The 21,794-nt window shown below is 63.3% G+C and carries 22 protein-coding genes; 18 read left to right on the top strand and 4 right to left on the bottom strand.

Annotation, left to right across the window (positions count from 1 at the left end; genetic code table 11):
* The first annotated feature begins 7 nt into the window (after positions 1–7).
* The 8 genes from CLD20_RS12730 to CLD20_RS12695 all read left to right on the top strand — a co-directional run bounded on the left by CLD20_RS12730 (position 8) and on the right by CLD20_RS12695 (position 6,249).
* Positions 8–1,120 (top strand): replication initiator protein A, encoded by a 1,113-nt coding sequence (locus tag CLD20_RS12730; RefSeq protein ID WP_224407023.1) that lies wholly within the window; start codon positions 8–10, stop codon positions 1,118–1,120.
* Positions 1,117–1,755, top strand: a complete 639-nt coding sequence (parA, locus tag CLD20_RS12725; RefSeq protein ID WP_224407022.1) for a ParA family partition ATPase — start codon at positions 1,117–1,119, stop codon at positions 1,753–1,755. The genes CLD20_RS12730 and parA overlap by 4 nt, the downstream gene beginning before the upstream one ends.
* Positions 1,752–1,997: a hypothetical protein gene (locus CLD20_RS12720; RefSeq protein WP_224407021.1), complete on the top strand. Its 246-nt coding sequence runs from the start codon at positions 1,752–1,754 to the stop codon at positions 1,995–1,997. Before parA ends, CLD20_RS12720 begins: the two co-directional genes overlap by 4 nt.
* Positions 1,994–2,515 carry a DUF2840 domain-containing protein gene (locus tag CLD20_RS12715; RefSeq protein WP_224407020.1) on the top strand — a complete coding sequence of 174 codons (522 nt, stop codon included), beginning with the start codon at positions 1,994–1,996 and terminating at the stop codon, positions 2,513–2,515. The genes CLD20_RS12720 and CLD20_RS12715 overlap by 4 nt, the downstream gene beginning before the upstream one ends.
* Entirely contained in the window at positions 2,512–3,057 is a 546-nt protein-coding gene (locus CLD20_RS12710; RefSeq protein ID WP_224407019.1) for a S26 family signal peptidase, read from the top strand. Before CLD20_RS12715 ends, CLD20_RS12710 begins: the two co-directional genes overlap by 4 nt.
* Positions 3,058–3,112: 55 nt before the next feature.
* Positions 3,113–3,448, top strand: coding sequence for a DUF736 domain-containing protein (locus tag CLD20_RS12705; RefSeq protein WP_224407018.1), 336 nt, complete (start codon positions 3,113–3,115; stop codon positions 3,446–3,448).
* Positions 3,449–3,452: 4 nt separating this feature from the next.
* Entirely contained in the window at positions 3,453–4,238 is a 786-nt protein-coding gene (locus CLD20_RS12700; protein ID WP_224407017.1) for a lytic transglycosylase domain-containing protein, read from the top strand.
* Positions 4,239–4,488: 250 nt separating this feature from the next.
* Positions 4,489–6,249, top strand: coding sequence for a DUF3363 domain-containing protein (locus tag CLD20_RS12695; protein WP_224407016.1), 1,761 nt, complete (start codon positions 4,489–4,491; stop codon positions 6,247–6,249).
* A gap of 198 nt (positions 6,250–6,447) precedes the next feature.
* Here the strand turns inward: CLD20_RS12695 and CLD20_RS12690 are convergent, their stop codons facing one another.
* Positions 6,448–8,547 carry a helix-turn-helix transcriptional regulator gene (locus tag CLD20_RS12690; protein WP_224407015.1) on the bottom strand — a complete coding sequence of 700 codons (2,100 nt, stop codon included), beginning with the start codon at positions 8,545–8,547 and terminating at the stop codon, positions 6,448–6,450.
* 406 nt (positions 8,548–8,953) lie between these two features.
* Here CLD20_RS12690 and CLD20_RS12685 point away from each other — a divergent pair, with 406 nt between their 5' ends.
* Both CLD20_RS12685 and CLD20_RS12680 read left to right on the top strand, forming a co-directional pair.
* Positions 8,954–10,939, top strand: coding sequence for a conjugal transfer protein TraG (locus CLD20_RS12685; protein ID WP_224407014.1), 1,986 nt, complete (start codon positions 8,954–8,956; stop codon positions 10,937–10,939).
* A 10-nt stretch (positions 10,940–10,949) separates the two neighbouring features.
* Positions 10,950–11,384, top strand: coding sequence for a CopG family transcriptional regulator (locus CLD20_RS12680; RefSeq protein WP_224407013.1), 435 nt, complete (start codon positions 10,950–10,952; stop codon positions 11,382–11,384).
* A 191-nt stretch (positions 11,385–11,575) separates the two neighbouring features.
* Here the strand turns inward: CLD20_RS12680 and CLD20_RS12675 are convergent, their stop codons facing one another.
* Positions 11,576–12,493 carry an AraC family transcriptional regulator gene (locus CLD20_RS12675; RefSeq protein ID WP_224407012.1) on the bottom strand — a complete coding sequence of 306 codons (918 nt, stop codon included), beginning with the start codon at positions 12,491–12,493 and terminating at the stop codon, positions 11,576–11,578.
* 97 nt (positions 12,494–12,590) lie between these two features.
* On the opposite strand from CLD20_RS12675, the gene CLD20_RS12670 reads away from it, so the two are divergent.
* The gene (locus CLD20_RS12670; protein WP_224407011.1) at positions 12,591–13,463 is read left to right on the top strand and encodes an NAD(P)H-binding protein; all 873 of its coding nucleotides are present in this window, start codon (positions 12,591–12,593) and stop codon (positions 13,461–13,463) included.
* Positions 13,464–13,529: 66 nt separating this feature from the next.
* On the opposite strand, the gene CLD20_RS12665 is transcribed toward CLD20_RS12670, so the two are convergent.
* Together CLD20_RS12665 and CLD20_RS12660 are read right to left on the bottom strand one after the other, a co-directional pair.
* A complete protein-coding gene (locus CLD20_RS12665) occupies positions 13,530–14,477 on the bottom strand; it encodes an alpha/beta fold hydrolase (protein WP_224407010.1) in 948 nt (315 codons plus the stop codon).
* Between the two features lie 58 nt (positions 14,478–14,535).
* Positions 14,536–15,297 (bottom strand): SDR family oxidoreductase, encoded by a 762-nt coding sequence (locus CLD20_RS12660; RefSeq protein WP_224407009.1) that lies wholly within the window; start codon positions 15,295–15,297, stop codon positions 14,536–14,538.
* Between the two features lie 100 nt (positions 15,298–15,397).
* Between CLD20_RS12660 and CLD20_RS12655 the strand changes: the two genes are divergently transcribed.
* The 7 genes from CLD20_RS12655 (at position 15,398) to trbK-alt (ending at position 21,790) form a co-directional block, all read left to right on the top strand.
* A complete protein-coding gene (locus CLD20_RS12655; RefSeq protein ID WP_224407008.1) occupies positions 15,398–16,312 on the top strand; it encodes an AraC family transcriptional regulator in 915 nt (304 codons plus the stop codon).
* A 402-nt stretch (positions 16,313–16,714) separates the two neighbouring features.
* Positions 16,715–17,698 (top strand): P-type conjugative transfer ATPase TrbB, encoded by a 984-nt coding sequence (gene trbB / locus CLD20_RS12650; protein ID WP_224407007.1) that lies wholly within the window; start codon positions 16,715–16,717, stop codon positions 17,696–17,698.
* Positions 17,695–18,027, top strand: a complete 333-nt coding sequence (locus CLD20_RS12645) for a TrbC/VirB2 family protein (RefSeq protein ID WP_224407006.1) — start codon at positions 17,695–17,697, stop codon at positions 18,025–18,027. Before trbB ends, CLD20_RS12645 begins: the two co-directional genes overlap by 4 nt.
* Positions 18,027–18,287 carry a VirB3 family type IV secretion system protein gene (locus tag CLD20_RS12640; RefSeq protein ID WP_224407005.1) on the top strand — a complete coding sequence of 87 codons (261 nt, stop codon included), beginning with the start codon at positions 18,027–18,029 and terminating at the stop codon, positions 18,285–18,287. The genes CLD20_RS12645 and CLD20_RS12640 overlap by 1 nt, the downstream gene beginning before the upstream one ends.
* A gap of 8 nt (positions 18,288–18,295) precedes the next feature.
* On the top strand, positions 18,296–20,737 hold the full coding sequence (gene trbE, locus CLD20_RS12635) for a conjugal transfer protein TrbE (RefSeq protein WP_224407004.1): 2,442 nt from the start codon (positions 18,296–18,298) through the stop codon (positions 20,735–20,737).
* Complete coding sequence (gene trbJ / locus CLD20_RS12630) at positions 20,734–21,507, top strand: P-type conjugative transfer protein TrbJ (protein ID WP_224407003.1); 774 nt, start codon at positions 20,734–20,736, stop codon at positions 21,505–21,507. Before trbE ends, trbJ begins: the two co-directional genes overlap by 4 nt.
* 10 nt (positions 21,508–21,517) lie before the next feature.
* Positions 21,518–21,790, top strand: a complete 273-nt coding sequence (trbK-alt, locus tag CLD20_RS12625) for a putative entry exclusion protein TrbK-alt (RefSeq protein WP_224407002.1) — start codon at positions 21,518–21,520, stop codon at positions 21,788–21,790.
* Positions 21,791–21,794 lie beyond the last annotated feature (4 nt).

Below are 21,794 nucleotides of genomic sequence, written 5' to 3'. Positions count from 1 at the left end.
TCCAACCATGGCGCGATCCCGCACATCGGAGAGGCAGCAACTCGAACTGTTCCGCGCCCTTCCGAGCGATCTCGCGCCCCGCGATGCGCAGGACCTCATGGCCTATCCCTTCTTCAGCCTCGCTAAGTCTCCCCGCACCACACCGATCGACTATCGCTCCGGAGCGGTGGCGATCCGGGTGGAGGCCGTGCCCGAACACGGCATGGCGACCATCTGGGACGCCGACATACTCATCTGGGCGGCCAGCCAAATCGTGGAGGCACGCGACAACGGTTTCCGCACGTCGCGCCTGATGGCGGCAACGCCCTACCAGATCCTCACCTTCATCGGCCGCGGCACCGGCGCGCGCGATTACCAGCGTCTCAAGGCGGCCCTCGACCGCCTGCAATCGACGACGGTGGCAACGACGTTGCGTCAGCCGCCACGCAATCCGAGGGCGCAATCCGGTGCCACAGACAGGACGGCGCGGCGCATGCACCGCTTCTCCTGGATCAACGAATGGACGGAGCGCAGCGATGCGCGTGGCAATCCGGAGGGGATCGAACTCATCGTCCCGGACTGGTTTTACAAGGCCGTCCTCGACGATGCGCTCATCCTCACCATCGACCGGGCTTATTTCGGGCTGACCGGCGGTCTCGACCGCTGGCTCTACAGGATCGTCCGCAAGCACGGCGGCAAGCAGAGGGCCGGCTGGCGCTTCGATTTCCGCCACCTCTATCTCAAATCCGGCAGCCTCTCGCCCTTCAAGCGGTTCGCTTTCGAACTGCGTGCCATCGTCAAACGACAGGCCCTTCCGGGCTACCGCCTGTTCGTCGAATTCGAGCCGCGCCGCACCCTGCTCGCCTTCGAGCCGGCGCCCTGTGGAGAAGCTGTGGACGCCGTCGTGCTATCGGGAACCCGGGCTATCGTGCCATCAGGAACCGCACCCTCGTGCTATCAGGAACCCGATCCAAGGTTAAGTTCCGATGATCAAACCGATAATCACGCCCTTAACTTAGAGTCTAACAAAGAATCTAACTTCTTAAGAGACCGGCGCTCTGGGGAAAACCCCGATCAGGACGCCGGCCCGGACCCCATCACCGATGCACCAAATCCGCAAAACGCCGGAGGTGCATCGTGATCGTCGCACTGCTCAATCAGAAGGGTGGCGTCGGAAAGACCACCCTTGCCCTGCACCTGGCCGGTGAATGGGCACGACGAGGAGATCGGGTCACGCTTGTAGATGCCGATCCCCAAGGCTCCGCACTCGACTGGTCGGAACAGCGCGCGAGGGAGGGGCTGCCAAGGCTCTTCGGCATCATCGGCCTGGCGCGCGACACGCTGCATCGTGAAGCGCCCGAACTTGCCCGTAACGCGGACAACGTCGTCATCGACGGGCCGCCCCGTGTCGCCGGATTGATGCGTTCTGCGTTGCTCGCCGCCGACGTTGTTCTCATCCCCGTGCAACCCTCGCCTTTCGATGGTTGGGCCTCCGCAGAGATACTGCGGCTGATCGAGGAAGCACGGATATTCCGACCGCAACTCGTCGTGCGTTTCGTTCTCAACCGCTCGGCTACCCGCACCATCATCGCCCGCGAAACCTCCGAGGCACTCGCGGACCAGGACCCGCCCGTCCTGCGGTTTTCCGTCGGCCAGCGCGTCGTCTTCGCCACCGCCGCCCAGCTTGGCCGGCTCGCCTTCGAGATCGACCACGACAGCCTGGCCGCAAAGGAGATCACCGCGCTTGCAACCGAGATCGGGAGGCTCGCCCGATGACAAACCGGCCCGCCAAACGTGGATTCGCGGCGCGTCCAGGCGATCCCGAGGACTGGATCAAGTCGGCGGGCCGCGCCGAGACGAAACGCCCCGACTATAGCGCAAGGCTCACCATCGACATCACGCCGGAGCTGCGCGGCCGCATCAAGATCGCCGCATTCGAACGCGGCGTCACCGTCGCCGACATGCTGCGCAATTTGCTCGCACGCGAATTTCCCGAACTCGAAGGAGACCAGCCATGACCGGCAACGGCGGGCCGCGCATCGGCGGAAACCCGGCACCAGCAAGACCATTCGCCGATGGGCTGACCCGCGTCGAACTCACCTGGATCGAGAAACGGATCGAGCACTGGATCCGGTTCGGCCACATCGCCGAGGAGCAAATCCTCGACCGGAAACGGCGCATCGTCAGCTTTGCCGCGGGCAGTATCTTCGCCTTTGCCCGGTGGGCCGCGAACGACTATGGCACGATCATCTCCCGCATCGACATCGTCCGTGCGGTCGCACCGGGCGCGCCCTATCAAACGCTTCCCTTCGTGCGCCCCGGCGGCGACATTCTGCTCAAGATCACCGGCTGGCCCAAGGTCGAGCGCGTGCTGCAAGCCGTCGACGCCATCGAGGCCCTCGACATCGATCCTGTCGACGTCGCGCCGGACTATTGGCGTCACGTCCATAATCGCCTGGCCGTCGCGCAGGAACCGCGCGACTACACGCGCACCCAGCATCATGCCTGGCGGCTGCGGCAAAAGGCGGAACCATGACGCGGTTCGGCTACCTCATCGTCACCTGCCTCAGCGCGACGGCAATCGGCGTCTCGGCATCGGTTCCCGTGACCCCATGGTTGCTCTGGAACGCCTCGGCAAGCGCGCCAGTCGGACTCTACGTCATCCGGCCGAGCGATCATTTCGAGGTTCTCGACCTCGTCGTCATCACACCACCCGCGCCCCTCGCTTCCATGCTTGAGCAACGCGGATATCTGCCGCTCGGCGTGCCGCTCCTGAAGCGGATCGTCGCGCTCCCCGGTCAGCAGGTCTGTCGCCACGATCACGCCGTAACCGTCGATGGGATCGCGATGGCGGAGGCGCGGGAACAGGACAGTGCAGGCCGCAAACTGCCAGTCTGGCAGGGCTGCCAGCGCATCGATGACGGCGACATCTTTCTCCTCAATTGGCAGCATCCCGACAGTCTCGACGGGCGGTACTTCGGGCCGTTGTCGCAAAGCGCCGTCATCGGCCGCGCCGTCCCGCTGTTCACCGACGAAGCCGGCGACGGTCACTTCGAATGGCGCGCGCCTGTTCGATGAGCGCCGCATCCCCGCATTCGCAATCCCACCCCACCACGATGAAAGGACCCAGCCCATGACCCAGATCGGACACTTCACCCGTACCAAATCCGGATACACCGGACGCATCCATACGCTCACAATCGACCGCGAACTGACACTCGTGCCGGCCGAAAGCTCCGATACCGAGAACGCGCCGGACTACCGCGTTCACAGTGGCGACGGCTCCAGCCCGGAAGTCGGAGCAGCCTGGAAACGCACCGGTGAAAAGGCCGGAGACTACCTCTCCCTTCAGCTTGACGACCCGGCATTCGGCCATCCAATCCTAGCCAATCTGTTCCAGATAGACGCCGAAAAGGACACCTGGACGCTACAGTGGAACCGCCCCCCGAAGCGCGGCGACAAGGACTGAAACCATGTCCCGCATTCGTCGATCCCATCGGGCGGGACCTGCAACGGGCTATCTCCCGTCGGCTGGTAAAGGCCTCTTTCTCCTTTCCGGCCTGCTCGCCTTCGGCACCTCTCTGCCCAACTTCCCAGCCAGCGCGACGGCGCAGACCACGGCGACCGAAACACGACCCGCCGTCGATCCTTACAGGGCGTATGTCGCCGAGGCGTCGCAGCGTTTCGGGCTTCCCGAACGATTGCTCCGCGCGGTGATGACGGCCGAAAGCGACGGGATCGCGCGCGCGGTCTCGTCCAAGGGCGCGACGGGTCTGATGCAGATCATGCCCGATACGTGGATCGAGTTGAGCGCCCGATATCGACTTGGCAACGATCCGTTCGATCCGCGCGACAACATCCTCGCAGGCACGGCCTACCTGCGTGAACTCCATGACCAATACGGGTCGCCGGGCTTCCTCGCCGCTTACAATGCCGGACCGGGCCGCTACGACGAATACCTCGTCGACGGGCGTCCGCTGCCGGCCGAAACACGCAACTACGTCGCGGTTCTCGCGCCCTATGTCGACGCCTCCGCCGCTTCCCTCGCGGCAATCCCGGTGCAGATCAACCGTCGCGATTGGACGCAATCACCGCTCTTCGTCGCGCAAGCCGACGGCGGTTCCGCCGCTGTTCCGGCAGAATCGTCGGTGAAACCCGCAACCATCACAGAGACACAGGTTGACGGCACCGACATGGATCTCACTCCTCGGGATAGCGGGCTGTTCGTCACGCCATCGCAGCCAAGAGAGCGCCGATGACCACGAATGTGTCATGGCGAGGATTGGCGTGCTCCCGCATAGACCTGACGGAAATGCGTGCTGAGGGGGAGAGCACGACCGAAGGACGGCGAGATAAAAGGGGCACGCCGCGCGAACCGCAAGTCATTGAAATGACGTGGGCTCCGGCGTGCCGGTCGGTCGGGCCGCGTGCCACCGCCAATGAATTGTCATGTGATTTCAATGCTGTTCGCGGCACCGCGGCCGAATTCCGGTATGAGGAAGGGGCGCGATGAACAGCGACGACCGCGACTTCCGTATCCGCCCAGGCCGTATTCGCGACAAACGGGTTCCCCGCCAGAAGAGCTTCATCAACCAGGTGATGCGCGCGGCCAAGAAGTCCGGGCATGTCTCGGGGTCCGGATCTGGTGGCCGTGGGTCCAGCTATGGCCGATCGAGCTTCGGCCGGGGTCGCACACGTTTCGCCCGCGCTCGTCTCTTCAGTCCATCCAGGCGCGTCGTCGTCAAGGCCCGCGTCGTCCGTCACAAGGGCCGCGCTTTTCGGTCCGCGCCGCTCACTGCCCATGTCGCCTATCTGAAACGCGAGGGCGTCACCCGCGACGGCGAACGCGGCATCATGTTCGATGCGACGAGCGACAGCGCCGACGACCGCGCCTTCGCCGAGCGGTGCGAGGACGACCGGCATCATTTCCGCTTCATCGTCTCGCCCGAGGACGCCGCCGACATACAGGACCTGAAGGCCTTCACGCGGGACCTCGCACGGCAGATGGAAGCCGACCTAGGCACCAGGCTTGACTGGATCGCGGTCGATCACTGGAACACTGACAATCCACATGTCCACCTGCTGGTGCGCGGTGTCGATGAGACCGGCGCCGACCTCGTCATCTCTCGCGATTATATCAGCCGTGGTTTGCGCTCGCGCGGCGAGGAACTGGTCTCGCTGGAACTTGGCCCGAAGCCGGAACACGAAATTCGCGCGACGCTCGAAAAAGAAATCACCACCGAGCGTTGGACCAGTCTCGACCGTGAAATCCGTTTCGCCGCCGACGATACCGGGCATATCGATCTCCGTCCGGATGCCAGTGATTTGAACAACAGCGAACCCCGCCGGCTGATGATCGGCCGCTTGCAGCATCTGGAGAGGATGGGACTGGCGGCCCCTGCCGGTCCCGGTGAATGGATGGTCGGTCTCGAAGCCGAACGCAAGCTGCGCGATGTCAGCATGCGCGGCGACATCATCAAAACGATGCACCAAGCTTTTGTTGAGCGCGGCCAGGATCGTGGCATTGGTGACTTCGCGATCGAGGCCGGAGATGAGGCGTCACCGATCATCGGCCGCCTGGTGGATCGCGGCCTGCATGACGAACTGACTGGCGAGGCCTATGCAGTGATCGATGGCACCGACGGGCGCGCCCATCATGTCCGCTTCCGGGGCATCGAGGCCTTCGAGCACGCACCGCCCCTTGGCGGCATTGTCGAGGTGCGACGCTTTGGCGAGACGGAAGACCGCCGGCCCACCCTTGTCCTGGCGCTCCGCTCGGATCTCGATCTCAAGGCACAGATCAATGCGCCGGGTGCCACCTGGCTCGATCACCGCCTAGTCGAACGAGATCCCATGCCACTCTCGATGGGCGGGTTCGGAGGCGAGGTCAGCGATGCGATAAAGGCGCGCGCGGAACACCTCGCAGATGAGGGGCTCGCCCGGCGGCAGGGACAGCGTATCATCATGCAGCGCGATCTGCTCAATACGCTGCGACGTCGAGAGTTGGACACTGCGGCCGCAAAGCTCGCCGATGAAACCGGATTGCCCAATGTGAAATCCGCGACCGGCGAGCATGTCGCCGGCACGTACCGCCAGAGGCTGACGCTATCGTCCGGCCGCTTCGCCATGATCGACAATGGTCTCGGCTTCCAGCTTGTCCCTTGGTCGCCATCGCTCGAAAAGAAGCTGGGGCAAGAGGTTTCTGGGCTCATGCGCGGCAATGGCCGCGTCGATTGGAGCTTTGGGCGAAAGCGGGGCTTAGGCCTTTAGAATTGGGAACTCGGAGACAAAAAGGCTATGCCGAACGTATTGGGGCCGGAGGGGCCTGGCAGCTTGCGGCAGCGTCTTACCCTTGCCGGCCCACTTCCCAAAATTGATTTCTCTCCACACCACATCGTCGTCGTCCTTTCGGTACAGGCACCCGGAGCTGCGAGATACAATTCTCACAGCATTTAGGGCAGACCCTGGTCACGCCGCATCTTCTACGTCGGCAAGATCGCTCGCTGCCCGCGTCGCTGCGCGCAGCGGCTCGATGATCGTAGAGTCCCAAGCATCCTTCAGTCGCGCCTCAATCGCGGCGCGCGCCTCGTCCGGCTTGGAGCTTTCAAAGAAGTCGTTCCACATCTCGGAGAGTGACTTCTTATAGCCCGGTACATAGGTGCCGTACCGCGCGACCGAATCCGACCAAAGCTTCGTCTCTTCGCTGAGCACGCCGCGAAAGGCGTCGCTGCCGATCGATTGCGCCTGCTGTAGAAATTCCTGCCGCCACGCCGCAACGCGATCGCGCAAGCTCCCGATCATCGCTCGCACGTCAGCAAGCTCGCCATATTGCAGCTCGGCGTCTTCCAGCGCATGCTCGATCCTGCTCAGATGATCGGCCGAGCGAAGATTGGCATCCTGCCGCACGCCGACACCGAGGATGTGGAAGATTGAGAAGTTCGGCCAATTGCCACGGCGGGTCATCGACGCCGCCACCGAGCTTTGATGCACGTCGTCGAACTGATCGACGAGGTTCTGGTGGGCGGGCCGGCGAACAGGCGGCATCTCCACAATGCGCTCGATCAGCCGATCGAAGCTTTCCTCAAGCCCCTTGCGGGCGCCGCGCGTCTTAACAATGTCGACGTCAGCGACCAGCTCGGAAACTGCCTGCGCTGTGCGGTCGAGGCGATCGATATGAACCTGGCGCATCAAACCGATCTGCGCGCGGAGGTTTGACCACACAATCTCCGGCTTGTCGCCGTGCGCATCGTAGAAATAGGTCTTGACCTTCGGTAGCCCGGCGCCAGCGAGCGCATGATGAATCTCGTCGCGGCGGATGGCGCGGCCCTCGGCGCCACTTGTTGGCGGCTCGCCCTGATCAAGTACATGCATGGGCTCGTCGCCCCGCGGCAGCACTAGGAGCGCGATCCGGTTACGCTCGGCGGCGTCCGACCCCGACTCCTCATTCTCCCGGAGGATACGCTGAACCGTCATGTTCGGCGCATCGGGGAACTTGCTGCACAGCACGACTAGCGTGCGCGGCTCGTCGATATAGCCGCGAAGGTCGGGGCGTTGGGTGATCGTCTCGACGCCCTTGGTGTCGACCAAGCTCAAGTCTCCGGCCTCTCGCAAGCTGCTTGAAGGGACAAGCACCGTGATGCGCCGCGGCAAGGAGAAGCGCGGGTCGAGACCGATGTTGATGCGACTGATGGTGCGCGCGAGCCATTGCATGCCGTCTTCAGCCTCTTCCGAAAGAGCGAGCGACGTCTCGCGGCGCGACGGCAAGTTCATCGCCGCGATCATCTTGTCGGCGAGAATCGCCGGCTCCTCGCCGGCGGCAAGCGCATCGGCAATCGGGTCCCTAGTCTCGAACTCGTCGTTCACCTCGACCCGATTGGACTGATACCCTGACATGTTGCGGAGCACACGCGTCACCTCGGCTGGCACCGTTACCTTGCCCTTCGCGACGCTGTGGATCAGGTCGTTAACCAGGTTCCGGATCGATTCCTCATCGAGCGCCTCGACGGCGACGCCGAACGCAGGCGCCGTTTTAATCATTGTTTCGCAGACAGTGATGCGGCCCGAGCCGACCGGGAACACCGAGCGCATCATCCCCTTGGCGTCGGGTGCAAGCAGACGCGCAGCGTGCGCCAAGGCGGTGGTTTTACCCACGCCGATGTCGCCGACCCACGCGATCACATGATCGAGCCGCTCGAGATACCGCAGGACCGACGAGAGATCGTCGCGCATGGTCGAGATGGTATCCGCAAGGATCGGATGGTTCTGCGGCGACTGCTCGAACGCGGCCAAATGCTGGAGGGTCTGCTCGACGCGCCACAGATGCTCGCGATCCGGGTGCAGATAGGAGGGCGGCTCGGAGTGCGCCCACTCCCGTCGGTAATACTCCAAGACATCGTCCGCGATCGGCCCTCCGACTGCACGAAGGTAGCGCTCGGCAAATGCCGGTTCGACCGGCCCTCCCTTTTCGAGGCGCGACACGAAGCTGGCGTTGGTGTCGAGCGTCTTCGCCAAAGTGCTTTGCTTAACGTCCGCCTTCTCACGCGCATGACGAAGCACGTCACTGGGCACGGGAAATCTCATTGACCTAGCCTCTCTATATAAGTTGCATGGCGTTGTGCGATGGATTTGTGAAAATTGCAAGACAAAGATTCGATTTGAAGTGAAAGTTGCTAAAGGCGCCCCTCCGGCATCCGGTGTGATCTGCCTTTGCCTGCCGACGTGTCCCCGCAGTCACGAAGGGACAAGGGCCAACAGATCACCTACGCGCAGTGTCCTGGAATGAACGGCTACTGTTGGAATTCCGCGCCCTCGATCGAAAGACTAAGATGGAGGCGCACAGCAGCCATTGGCTAAGAATCACTTGGCCCGCCGAACACTCGATCTGTCCTTTATTTTCGCAATGGCCGCCATTCGCTCGACCACTACCTGACTTCGCTTGCAAGTGGGGCCGGTCAGACGGTCATCATGTGTGACCATGTCCGCAACCAAGATCCTCTGGGGCCAAATTGCCGTTGTCTTCCTGATCGTCCTCATCACCACATGGGGCGCGACGGAATGGGTTGCCTGGCGGCTTGGGTTCCAGCCGCAGCTTGGAACCCCTTGGTTCGATCTGATGGGATTTCCCTTCTACTATCCACCAGCCTTCTTCTGGTGGTGGTTTTCTTATGAGGCCTATGCGCCACCCATCTTCGTCGAGGGAGCGGTCATTGCAGCCTCAGGCGGATTTCTATCGATCGGCGTGGCGATCGCGATGTCGGTTTGGCGCGCGCGAGAGGCCAAGGACGTCATCACCTATGGCTCGGCACGCTGGGCAGAACCGAACGAGATCTCCAAGAGCGGATTGCTTGGATCGGATGGCGTCGTGCTCGGCAAATTCAATGAACACTACCTGCGCCATGATGGACCGGAGCATGTTCTATGTTTTGCACCAACACGGTCTGGCAAAGGCGTTGGCCTGGTGGTTCCCTCGCTCCTGACTTGGCCCGGCTCGGCCATCGTCCACGACATCAAGGGCGAGAACTGGGATTTAACGGCCGGTTTTCGCTCAAGGTATGGAAGAGTCCTGCTCTTCGATCCGACTGACCCCAAATCGTCCGCCTACAATCCTCTGCTCGAAGTCCGCCGCGGCGACTGGGAGGTGCGTGACGTGCAGAATGTCGCCGACATTCTGGTCGATCCCGAGGGATCGCTCGAACGGCGCAATCACTGGGAAAAGACCAGCCATTCGCTTCTGGTCGGCACCATCCTTCATGTCCTTTATGCCGAGCCGGACAAGACCCTCGCGGGCGTCGCCGGGTTCCTCTCCGATCCGAAACGGCCGATCGAGGCGACGCTCAAGGCAATGATGACGACGCCGCATCTGGGCGACGCCGGTCCTCATCCAGTGGTCGCGTCCGCGGCGCGGGAACTTCTGAACAAGGCTGATAACGAACGCTCCGGGGTTCTCTCAACCGCTATGTCGTTTCTTGGACTCTACCGCGATCCTGTTGTCGCAAGGGTGACTAGGCAATGCGACTGGCGCATCGCCGACCTGATCGATGGGAAACAACCCGCCACCCTCTATCTAGTAGTGCCGCCTTCCGACATTTCGCGCACCAAGCCTCTGATCCGGCTGATTCTCAATCAAATCGGACGTCGGCTGACCGAGGATCTGCAGGCGACGAACCAGCGGCAGCGCGTGTTGCTGATGCTCGACGAGTTTCCGGCGCTCGGTCGACTTGATTTCTTCGAGAGCGCCCTCGCCTTTATGGCGGGCTATGGGCTCAAGGCCTTTCTGATCGCGCAATCGCTCAACCAGATCGAGAAGGCCTACGGGCCAAACAACGCGATCCTCGACAATTGCCATGTTCGGGTGAGCTTCGCGACCAATGACGAGCGCACGGCAAAAAGGGTTTCCGACGCGCTCGGCACCGCGACCGAGATGCGCGCGATGAAGAACTATGCCGGGCACAGGCTCGCGCCGTGGCTCAGTCACCTCATGGTGTCGCGGCAGGAGACGGCGAGACCTCTGCTCACGCCCGGCGAAGTCATGCAGCTTCCGGCCACCGACGAGATCGTCATGGTGGCGGGTTTGCCGCCCATCCGTGCGAAGAAGGCCCGCTATTACGAAGACACAAGATTCACCGAGCGGATCGCCGCGCCGCCAGATCCGACCAAGGGCAATCCGCCCCAAGGCAATGATGCCTGGGCCGGCCGCATCGTCACGCCGATCACCCAATCTGATCGCAACGAGGACACCAGTTCCGAAGACGCGGCGAATGGCGGAATCCGGCGACAGCCAGACCTGCCTGAACACGAAGACGTCGTGCCGCCGCCCAAAGAGCCGAAACCGTCGAGGGAGTTCGACCTGCTTGAAGACGATGCCGATGAACCCGCGAAACAGGCGCGGGCATTTCGTCAACAGGGCCGCCAGATCGCGCGGCAGGCGACCCTGGACCCAAAAGATGGCATAGAACTGTGAGGGCCAGGCCATGCGCAGCCGGATGAATGTCTATTTCCCACCAGAGATGCTGAAGCAGATCGCCGATCTTGCTGATCGCAAGAACCTGTCCCGTTCCGCCATCGTCGAGGCGGCCATGGCGTCGTTTCTCTCCCCGGACGGATCCGATCGGATGGAGGCGGCTTTCACGCGCAGGCTCGACCGTCTAACGCGACAGGTTCAGCGCCTGGAGCGTGACGTCGGGATCAGCGCCGAAACGCTGGCTCTCTTCATTCGGTTCTGGCTCACGATCACGCCGCCACTCCCCGAGGACGCCCAGTCCTCGGCTCAGATCAAGGGCCGGGAACGCTTTGAGGGCTTTGTCGAGACCCTCGGTCGCCGGCTGCAGAAGGGACAGAGCTTCTTGAAAGAGATACCGGAGGACGTCGTGGCAACCAAACAAAGCGATACCCCGGAGGAAATCTAGACATCCAGGACGACGACATCCCGTTGGGCTCCTAGCCTTCCCCTGGGAGACCACTAGGACAAACGGCCTCTCCAAATTCTGCCTATTGCCGCCTTCCCGTTGGAGTCGGAGAAGTTCTCGCTGCACCTAGTCGAAGACAAAATGATACAATTTCTTGGCTGACAGGAATTTTAATTGGGTCGAACGCGCCCTCACAGGTCTAAGTTCTCCATCCGGCCATATCGTCCCGGGGAACATCCCATCACCCTCTTGAACGCGGCGCTGAAGGCATTCTCGGACTCATAGCCCGAAGAGCGTGCAATCTCCACCAACCGTTCACCGGTCGTTTCAAGCCTTTCAGCTGCCAGAAGCATGCGCCAGTGCGTGAGGTAGGCAATCGGCGTTTCGCCGACCCGATCGCGGAATCGCTGCGCAAAAGACGAGCGCGACAGCCCTGAACGGCGGGCCAGTTCGACAAGTGTCCATGGATGTGCCGGATCGGCATGCATGGCTTCGACCGCTCGGGCAAGCGGCGGGTCGGACAGAGCATAAAGCATCCCCACCCGATCGTTCGCCTCTTGCGACAGGTAAAGCCGGAACGCTTGCAGCAGAATGAAGTGGGCGAGATGGTGCGCGGCCAAGGAACTGCCGGGAAGCGCTTCGCCCGTCTCGAACATCAACTGTCTGATGCTCCAGCGCAGCACATCCTGGTTGGTGGCTCCGCGGAGATGCACGAGCGCGGGCAGAGCGCCAAGCAGGCTGTGCGCCTTGCGCCCGTCCACCTCGAAGCGCGTTCCGATAAGCCGGAAATCCCCGCCGCCCTGATGGGAGACCATTTCACCCGGTCGAGCGGTGCCGAGCAGATCGTGCGCGGCTACGGGCGCTACATCCAAGTCACTTGCAAGCGTGAAGGAGCGCCCGCTGGGCAGGATCACGCAATCGTCCGCTAACAAACGCACCGGGCTCTCGCCGTCCACCGCCAGCCAGCACCCGCCGTCCATGATGGCGTGGCACTTGATCGCGCCGGGTTGGTTTTCGAAACGCACCGCCCAGTCCCCTCCGGCGTCGAGACCGGCGGTGAGGTAGCTCCTGGGTTTCAATAGGGCGAGTAGATCGGAGAGTGGGTCCATAGGTTCGGACTATGGCGTAGAAATTAGCGACCATCAAACATAGATAATCCAAACGGGCGTCGTATCCTAGGGACATCACAAACACGAGGCTTACCCTATGATTGTCGTCACAACCCCAACCGGAAATATTGGCCGCCATGTCCTTGGCCGGCTGCTGAATGCGGGAGCCCAACTCCGCGTGATCGTCCGCGACCCGAGGAAGCTCCCGCAGGCGGCCCGAGATCGGGTCGAGATCGTGGAAGGGTCCCATTCCGATCCGAAGGTGGTCGATCAGGCATTTCGCGATGCGGAGGCCATATTCTGGCTCTGCCCGCCGACGCCACAGGAAACCCCCGATGCCGCCACCGTCGAATTCTCGCGCCCTGCCGCCGAAGCGATACGTCGCCATGGTGTTCGCCACATCGTCGCGGCAACCACACTTGGACGCGACACGCCTTGGCAGGAGAAGGCCGGAATGGCGACAGCCTCAATCCACATGGTCGATTTGCTGAGAGAAACCGGCGCGGCGATACGCGGGCTCGCCTTGCCGGGCTTCATGGACAACGCGCTTCGTCTCGTCGACAGCCTTCGGCAAGGCCAGATGGTCGGCGCGATCAGCCCTGACAAGAGGCTGCCCCACACCGCAGTGCGGGATATCGGTGAAGCCGCTGCCGGCCTGTTGCTTGACCGTTCCTGGACGGGGCAGATTGACGTTCCGGTGCTCGGCCCCGAGGAATACTCCTACAATGACCTCGCCCGCATCATTTCCGAAGTGACGGGACGCGCGGTGCGCTATCAACACGTGCCCTACGAAACCTTGAAGGCACGGCTTCTCGCGTCCGGCTGGCCGGAGGCCTTCGCGCAGGCTTACATCAACATGCTGCGCGCCAAGGACGAAGGCATGGACAATATCGCTCCCCGCGCCTCCGCAATTATCGGCCCCACCAGCTTTGCCCAGTGGGTCGAAGAGGAATTGAAACCGGTGCTGTAGACGCCTTCGAATGAGTTTGGCCCTTGTCTCTGGGCCCATCCCACCCCGGAAGCAGGGACTACGGTCTCACGCGCCAGTAACGGGTGTCACCCGAGCCAATGCCCCGGCGGGACCTTCGAGCGATGCGGTCGCGTTCACCCAGGCATCGCCATCGACGCCGAGTGCGGTGCAAAGCCATGCCAGGCTGAGGCGCTTGGTCGCTTCGAGGCTCTCCGGCGCTTCGGTTTCGGTTTCCTTGGCGTCCAGCCCGGCAATGCCGCCCAGGCCGTGTCCGACGCCTTCAAGGTACACGAGGGCCTCGGCTCCGGGGCTGTCATGGAAGGCGTCCGCATGCCATTCCGGGCCGCGCGGCGTGAAGTGCGGATTGTCGTCCGCGCCGCAGACCACGAGACTGCGCGTCGTCATATGCGAGAAATCCACATCGAAGAATGGGAAGCGCGCCGCGCTTTCCGGGGTCAGATCGCTGCCGCCGCGACCGGGCGCCGCCAGCAACATGCCGGCGGAGATGCGCGGTTCGGCAAAACTCTCCCCTTGCAGGCGTGCGCCCAGAAGCAGCCCGACAGTAAAGCCGCCGAACGAATGCCCGGCCGCCGCGATCCGGCGATGGTCGAGACGACCGGCAATGGCGGGCGCCTGGCGTTCGATCTCATCCAGATGATCGAGGATTGTCGTCATTTCCGCCACGCGCTCGCGCCAGAAATAAGGAGCGCCGGGGGCATCGGGCGACAGACCGCCGACTGGGGAGTTGCCGTGTGTCGGCTGGATCACCGCAAATCCGCGCTCGGCCCAGAACTGTGCCAGCGACGCATAGCCGTCCTTCGACGGGATGTATTTTGATGGTCCGGCCCCGTGCGACAGCAACACGATTGGCAGGCCTTCACCTTCGGCGGGTGCGGTCAGGCGCAGTTCGAGCGGAGTGCGCCCAGCCATTGGCAGAGTGATCGGAGTATAGGCAACTGTCAGCCCGGGATCCGGCGTCGGGATGGTCCGCGAGAGGTCGATGAGATTGTTCATATGTCGTTCTTCCTTGCTGATACCCCCGCGTTCTGACGGAGCGCGGGGGTAGAAACGCTCAATTGGCGGTAACCGTCGTTTCCTGGAAGATCGCTTCCGCATCGGCGCCCGCGGGCAGGCGCATCGGCGCTTCCGGCTCCGTCACCGCCCGCCACACGGCCTGCGCCACATCCTCGGCATCCGTCTTCTTTTCGGTGGAACCGCGCATGGCCGCGAAGATGTCCTGCACGAACGCGTCATAGGGCGCCGGGACGTCCATCCCCATCCGCGCCACCGCGTTTTTCCCGAAAGAGGTCGTCGGCGCCGATCCGGGCAGGACAAGCCGCGTCCGGATACCGAACTGCGCCGTCTCGAGAGCCAGGCTCTCCGTGAACGCATTTATCGCGGCCTTGCTGGCGCTGTATACCGACAGCGCGGGAAACGGCCGCAGCGTGACGCTGGAACTGATATTGACGATCACGCCCGCTTTGCGCGCGCGCATGCCGGGCAGAACCGCCTGGGTCACCGCCATTGCGCCAAGGACATTGGTATCGAACAGCTCGCGAGCCTTCACGATGTCCGCACCCTCCAGCACGTTGAGCATGCCGACGCCGGCATTGTTGACCAGCGCATCAAGAGGACCGGCATCCGCGACAGCCCGCGCGATGCTCGCCGTATCCGTGACGTCGAGCGGCAGGATTTGCAGGCCTTCGTGCCGCGGCATTTCATGTATCTCGGGAGACCGCATGGTCGCGACGACCTCCCACCCCCGAGCGAGGAAGAGTTCCGCCGTGGCGAGGCCGAAGCCGGTCGAAGCGCCGGTAATGAGAATTCTGGGCATTTGATGTATCTCCTGTCGATTTCAGAACACGAAGATGGACAGATCACTTCGGACTTTCTATATTTGATGATCCTTATTGATTCAGTGAAAGTCCGGATTCTTGCCCGACCCGACCTCAGACCCGCTCGCCAGCGTTGTCACGCTGCTGAAGCCGGAACCATCGATCTCAAAGCTCGTCAGCGGAGGTGGCCGCTGGCTCGTCGAGCGCAGGAACATGCGGAGCCCGTTCTATTGCGCCATGGTCGAGGGCACCTGCCGGCTGATCATTCGGGGCCGCGCTCCACTTGTCCTGGAAGCCGGTGATTTCGTGCTGGTGCCCGAAGTGTTCGACTTCACCATGTCGAGCATCGATCCGCCGCCTCGCGGCGCCCCACGCCTGCCGCTTCAGACCGATCCGGGGATGTTCCGCCTTGGCGAACCGGATGCTCCGACCGAGGTGCGTTGCCTGGTAGGCCACTGCACCTTTGCCTCGCTGGACAGGGATCTGCTCGTCTCGCTCTTGCCGGAAGTGATCCATGTGCGCGCGCAGGATCGCCTGATCACGCTTATGCAGATGATTCAGGAAGAGACGCAGGGCGATCGCGCGGCGCGCGACATGGTACTCCGACGGCTTCTGGAATTGCTTCTTGTCGAAGCGTTGCGGTCCGTCGAGAACACGATGGCCGAGCCCGGCCTGCTCCGCGGACTTGCCGATCCCCAACTGGCCTTAGCGCTGCGACAGATCCATGCCGACCCCGGCGCACCTCTGTCGGTGGCGGGACTGGCCGATGCTGCGGCCATGTCCCGTTCCACCTTCTTCGATCGCTTCCGCCGCGAGGTGGGGACAGCACCCATGGAATATGTCACGGCCTGGCGGATGGCGGTGGCAAAGGACCTGTTGTTGCGGGGTAACTTGGCGATGGCGGAGATTGCCCAACGCGTCGGCTATGGATCTGCAAGTGCGTTCAGCATGGCGTTTTCCCGCCATGTCGGGACGTCGCCAGGGGCTTTCGCCAATGAACGTCAGGCTGCCTGACACCGGAAATAGCGTGGGCCGATGATCTCGTTGGACATGTAGCTGGAACCGATCGTCGGACACGCCCAGACCGGCGGCTGGCGATTTCCAGAAGCAATGGGTCAAATCATGGTTCTTAGGAAGAATGCCGTCCAACCTTTTTCAGACTATCTCGCATAGGCAACTGATTTGCCCGTGTGCAACAAACAACGAAAAGGTTTGCGTTGCGATCATCCAAAATATGTGAGCTCTCCACCGATCTCCGATCTCAGACAACTTGCATGCTGAGTTACCGTTTCCCTGTCTTTACACGCCACGCCACTACTATGCCCTTGACACTGTTGCGCGGGACCATTTCCTGGCTCTCTTACTCATCCCCGAACCGGGATCGCCATCGCGATCCCAACCACTATCGGGGGCGAAATGTCGGCGACCTTCCAAAGATCGGAAATGTCCTCGCGCGGGGCACGCATGCTGCGCACGGCGCTCGGGCCGGCAATTGCCCGCTTCCTCGAAGAGCCCGGCATCGTCGAGGTAATGCTCAACCCGGACGGTCGGCTCTGGGTCGACCGACTGTCCGAGGGCCTTTCCGACACCGGTGAGTTGGTCGCCCCCGCCGATGGGGAGCGGATCATCCGGCTCGTCGCGCATCATGTCGGCGCCGAGGTTCATGCTGGAAGCCCCCGCGTATCTGCGGAGCTGCCGGAAACGGGTGAGCGCTTCGAGGGCCTGCTGCCGCCCGTTGTCGCGGCCCCGACCTTCGCCATCCGCAAGCCTGCCATCGCCATCTTCTCGCTCGACGACTATGTCGCAGCAGGCATCATGGACACCGGCCAGGCCAACGCACTTCGCACGGCGGTCGCCAAGCGAAAGAACATCCTCGTCGCCGGCGGCACCTCGACCGGCAAGACCACACTGACCAATGCGCTGCTCGCCGAGGTGGCGAAGAGTGCCGACCGCGTCGTCATCATCGAGGACACGCGGGAGCTACAGTGCGCCGCGCCTAATCTCATCGCCATGCGCACCAAGGATGGCGTCGCAACGCTATCCGATCTCGTCCGCTCCTCCCTTCGTCTGCGTCCCGACCGTATCCCAATCGGCGAGGTGCGCGGGCCGGAAGCGCTTGACCTCCTGAAGGCCTGGGGCACTGGGCATCCCGGTGGCATCGGCACAATCCATGCCGGGACGGCCATCGGGGCGCTGCGTCGGCTCGAACAACTGATCCAGGAAGCCGTCGTCACGGTTCCCCGCGCGCTGATCGCCGAGACCATCGATCTCGTCGCCGTCCTCTCGGATCGCGGTTCCCAACGCCGGCTCGCCGAACTCTCCGCCGTCGCCGGCCTCACGCCTGACGGCGACTACCACCTCACAGCAACGACCCAAACCCCGGAAGGAATCACCGCATGATCCGTCTCGTCTCTCGCCTTCGCCGCCGGATCGCCGGTGCCACCTCGACACTCATCATCACCATGATGATGGCGCCCGCCGCCCACGCGGCGGGATCGTCCATGCCCTGGGAAGCGCCGCTCCAGTCCATCCTCGAATCCATCGAGGGACCGGTCGCCAAGATCATCGCGGTGATCATCATTATCATCACCGGGCTGACGCTCGCCTTCGGCGATACCTCGGGCGGGTTCCGGCGCCTGATCCAGATCGTCTTCGGCCTGTCGATCGCCTTCGCCGCATCGAGCTTCTTCCTGTCCTTCTTCTCCTTCGGCGGCGGAGCGCTCATCTGATGAGTGACGTTCCCGGCTTCGTCGTCCCCGTTCACCGTGCCCTGACCGAGCCCATTCTCCTCGGCGGGGCGCCACGGGCGATCGCGATTTTGAACGGCACGCTCGCGGCCGCGCTCGGCCTTGGGCTGCGCCTCTGGCTGGTCGGCCTTCTGCTCTGGGCTTTCGGACACGCCGCCGCCGTTTGGGGCGCAAGGCGCGACCCGCTCTTTGCCGATGTCGGCCGCCGGCATCTACGCATTCCCTCCCATCTGAGTGTCTGACGATCCCCATGATGAACCTCATCGAATATCGCCGCACCTCTACCCGGCTCGCAGACTACCTCCCCTGGGCGGCCTTGGTCAGCAAAGGCGTCGTCCTCAACAAGGATGGCTCGTTCCAGCGCACCGCCCGTTTTAGGGGACCTGACCTCGACAGCGCGGTTCAGGCCGAACTGGTTGCCGTCGCGGGACGGCTCAACAACGCCTTTCGCCGTCTCGGTTCTGGCTGGGCGATCTTCGTCGAGGCGATGCGCGCGCCCGCCCGCGATTATCCGGAAAGCACCTTTCCAGATCCGGCAGCGGCGCTCGTCGATGCCGAGCGCAGAGCAATGTTCGAGGAGGAAGGCGGACATCACGAGTCGCGCTACTACCTGACCTTTCTTTATCTGCCGCCGGCCGAGGATGCTTCGCGCTCGGAGCGTTTTCTCTATGAGGGCCGGGAACGCGGTGGCGATGCCAATGCCCGCGAGCAGCTTCAGGGTTTCATAGATCGCACCGCGCGGGTCCTGGCCCTGCTCGACGGCTTCATGCCCGAATGCTCCTGGCTCAATGACGCCGAGACCCTGACCTATTTGCATGCGACAGTATCGATCAACCGGCACCGCGTGCGCGTGCCCGAGACCCCGATCTATCTCGACTCGCTGCTCTCCGATCAGCCGCTCACCGGCGGTCTCGAACCGATGCTGGGCGAGGTCCATCTGCGCGTTCTCACCATCATCGGCTTCCCCAGCGCGACGACACCCGGCATTCTCGACGAGCTTAATCGGCTCGCCTTCCCCTATCGCTGGTCCACCCGCGCCATCCTCCTCGACAAGGTCGATGCCACCCGTCTTCTCACGCGCATCCGTCGGCAATGGTTCGCCAAGCGCAAGTCGATCGCCGCCATTCTCAAGGAGGTAATGACCAACGAGGCGTCCGTGCTGGTCGACACCGATGCCGCGAACAAGGCCGCGGACGCCGACGAGGCCTTGCAGGAACTTGGCGCTGACATCGCCGGACAGGCCTATGTGACCGCGACGCTGACGGTGTGGGACGAGGATCCGCGCATTGCCGACGAAAAGCTGCGGCTCGCCGAGAAGGTGATCCAGGGACGCGACTTCACGGCGATGCCGGAGACCGTCAACGCGGTGGAAGCCTGGCTCGGCAGCCTTCCCGGCCATGCCTACGCCAATGTCCGGCAACCGCCGATCTCCACCCTCAACCTTGCCCATATGATCCCGCTCTCGGCGGTGTGGGCGGGGCCGGAACGGGACGAGCACCTTGCGGCACCCCCTCTGCTCTTCGGCAAGACCGAAGGCTCGACCCCGTTCCGGTTTTCCCTTCACGTCGGCGATGTCGGCCATACCATGGTGGTCGGCCCGACCGGCGCCGGGAAATCCGTGTTGCTGGCGCTGATGGCGCTGCAGTTCCGCCGCTACGCGCAAGCCCAGATATTCGCCTTCGATTTCGGGGGATCGATCAGGGTCGCTACGCTCGCCATGGGCGGGGATTGGCACGATCTCGGTGGCGGATTGACGGATGGCATCGAGGATAGCGTCGCCCTGCAGCCGCTGGCACGCATCCACGATGTCCCCGAGCGCGCCTGGGCCGGCGACTGGATCATCAACATCCTGCGCCGGGAAGGCTTGACCGTCGATCCCCAGGTGCGCGAGCATCTCTGGGCCGCGCTCACCTCGCTCGCCTCCGCCCCAGTCGACGAACGCACCATGACTGGGCTTTTCGTCCTGTTGCAGTCGCAAGACCTGAAGCGCGTCCTGCAGCCCTATTGCGTCGGCGGTCCCTATGGCCGGCTGCTCGATGCCGAGAGCGAACGCCTCGGCAAAGCACCGGTGCAGGCCTTCGAGACCGAGGACCTCATCGGAACCGGTGCGGCACCCGCTGTTCTGGCCTATCTCTTTCATCGCATCGAGGCGCAACTCGACGGGCGACCGACCCTCCTGATCATCGACGAGGGCTGGCTGGCGCTCGACGACGAGGGCTTTGCAGGCCAGCTCCGCGAATGGCTGAAGACGCTCCGCAAGAAGAATGCTTCCGTCGTCTTTGCCACGCAATCGCTCTCCGACGTCGACAATTCCGCGATCGCGCCGGCGATCATCGAGAGTTGTCAGACCCGGATACTGCTGCCGAACGAGCGCGCCATCGAACCGCAGATCACCGCGATCTATCGGCGCTTCGGCCTCAACGACCGGCAGATCGAGATCCTCGCCCGGGCGACGCCGAAGCGCGACTATTACTGCCAGTCCCGCGCCGGCAACCGCCTGTTCGAACTCGCCCTCGGTGAGGTCGCACTCGCCTTCTGCGGCGCGTCATCGAAAGCCGATCACGCCACCCTCGAAAAGCTCCTCGCCGAACACGGCCGCGAGCAGTTCACGGACGCCTGGCTGCGCGCCCGCGACATCGGCTGGGCGGCCGATCTCATCCCCACCCTCAACAACATGGAGACACCACAATGACCTTCCGTCGTACCCGCGCGACCTTGATCGCTGCATCCGTTCTGTCACTGCCCATCGCGGTTTCGCCCCTGACGGCGCCGCCCGCCTATGCGCTCTTCGGCTTTGGTGACATCGTCTACGATCCGAGCAATCACGCCGAGAACATCATTCAGGCTGCCCGGGCGCTCGAACAGATCAACAACCAGATCAGTTCGCTGCAGAACGAGGCGCAGATGCTGATCAACCAGGCCCGCAACCTCGCGAGCCTGCCATTCTCGGCGCTGCAGGAGCTTCAGCAATCCGTCCAGCGCACCCAGCAGCTTCTGAACGATGCCCAGCGCATCGCCTTCGACGTTCAGCAGATCGATCAGGCGTTTCAGACCACTTATGGCGATGCCCAGCTCTCGGCCTCCGACCAGGACCTGATCGCCGGCGCCCGCGAGCGCTGGGAAAACACCGTCGCCGGCCTTCAGGACGCGATGCGTGTGCAGGCCGGTGTGATCGGCAATATCGACACCAACCGCACCCAGATGAGCGAGTTGATCGGCCGCAGCCAGGGCGCGACCGGGGCCTTGCAGGCGGCTCAGGCCGGCAATCAGCTTCTCGCCCTGCAGGGCCAGCAGCTCGTCGATCTGACCGCCGTCGTCGCCGCCAACGGACGGGCACAGGCGCTTGCCGACGCCGAGCGGACCGCCGCCGCCGAACAGGGGCGTGAGCAACGCCGCCGCTTCCTCACGCCGGGTTCAGGCTACCAGCCGGGCAACGCCCAGATGTTCAATGGCGGCAATTGAGGCGCGTGAGATGAACGGCAAGACCCTCGCGCGCATCGGCGCCATCGTTTTCGTCGCGGTCGCCATCACGGCGACCGCGCTCGAACTAACCCGGGAACCGAAGCCGCGATCGGACGCGGTGTCCGCACCGGCTGCAACCGGCGCATCCAATGACGACCCAGCCCGCCGGGAACTGCGGCGCTGCCAGCGGCTCGGCGAAGCGGCGATCCGCGATCGGCATTGTCTCGCGGCGTGGTCAGAGAACCGGCGGCGCTTCCTCGGCACCGAAACGGAGAGGCAGTAACGCC

The sequence above is a fragment of the Afifella sp. IM 167 genome, assembly GCF_020144925.1.
Taxonomy (GTDB): domain Bacteria; phylum Pseudomonadota; class Alphaproteobacteria; order Rhizobiales; family Afifellaceae; genus Afifella.
Note: the sequence above shows the minus strand (reverse complement) of the source record. Positions and strands in the feature narration are given on the sequence as shown.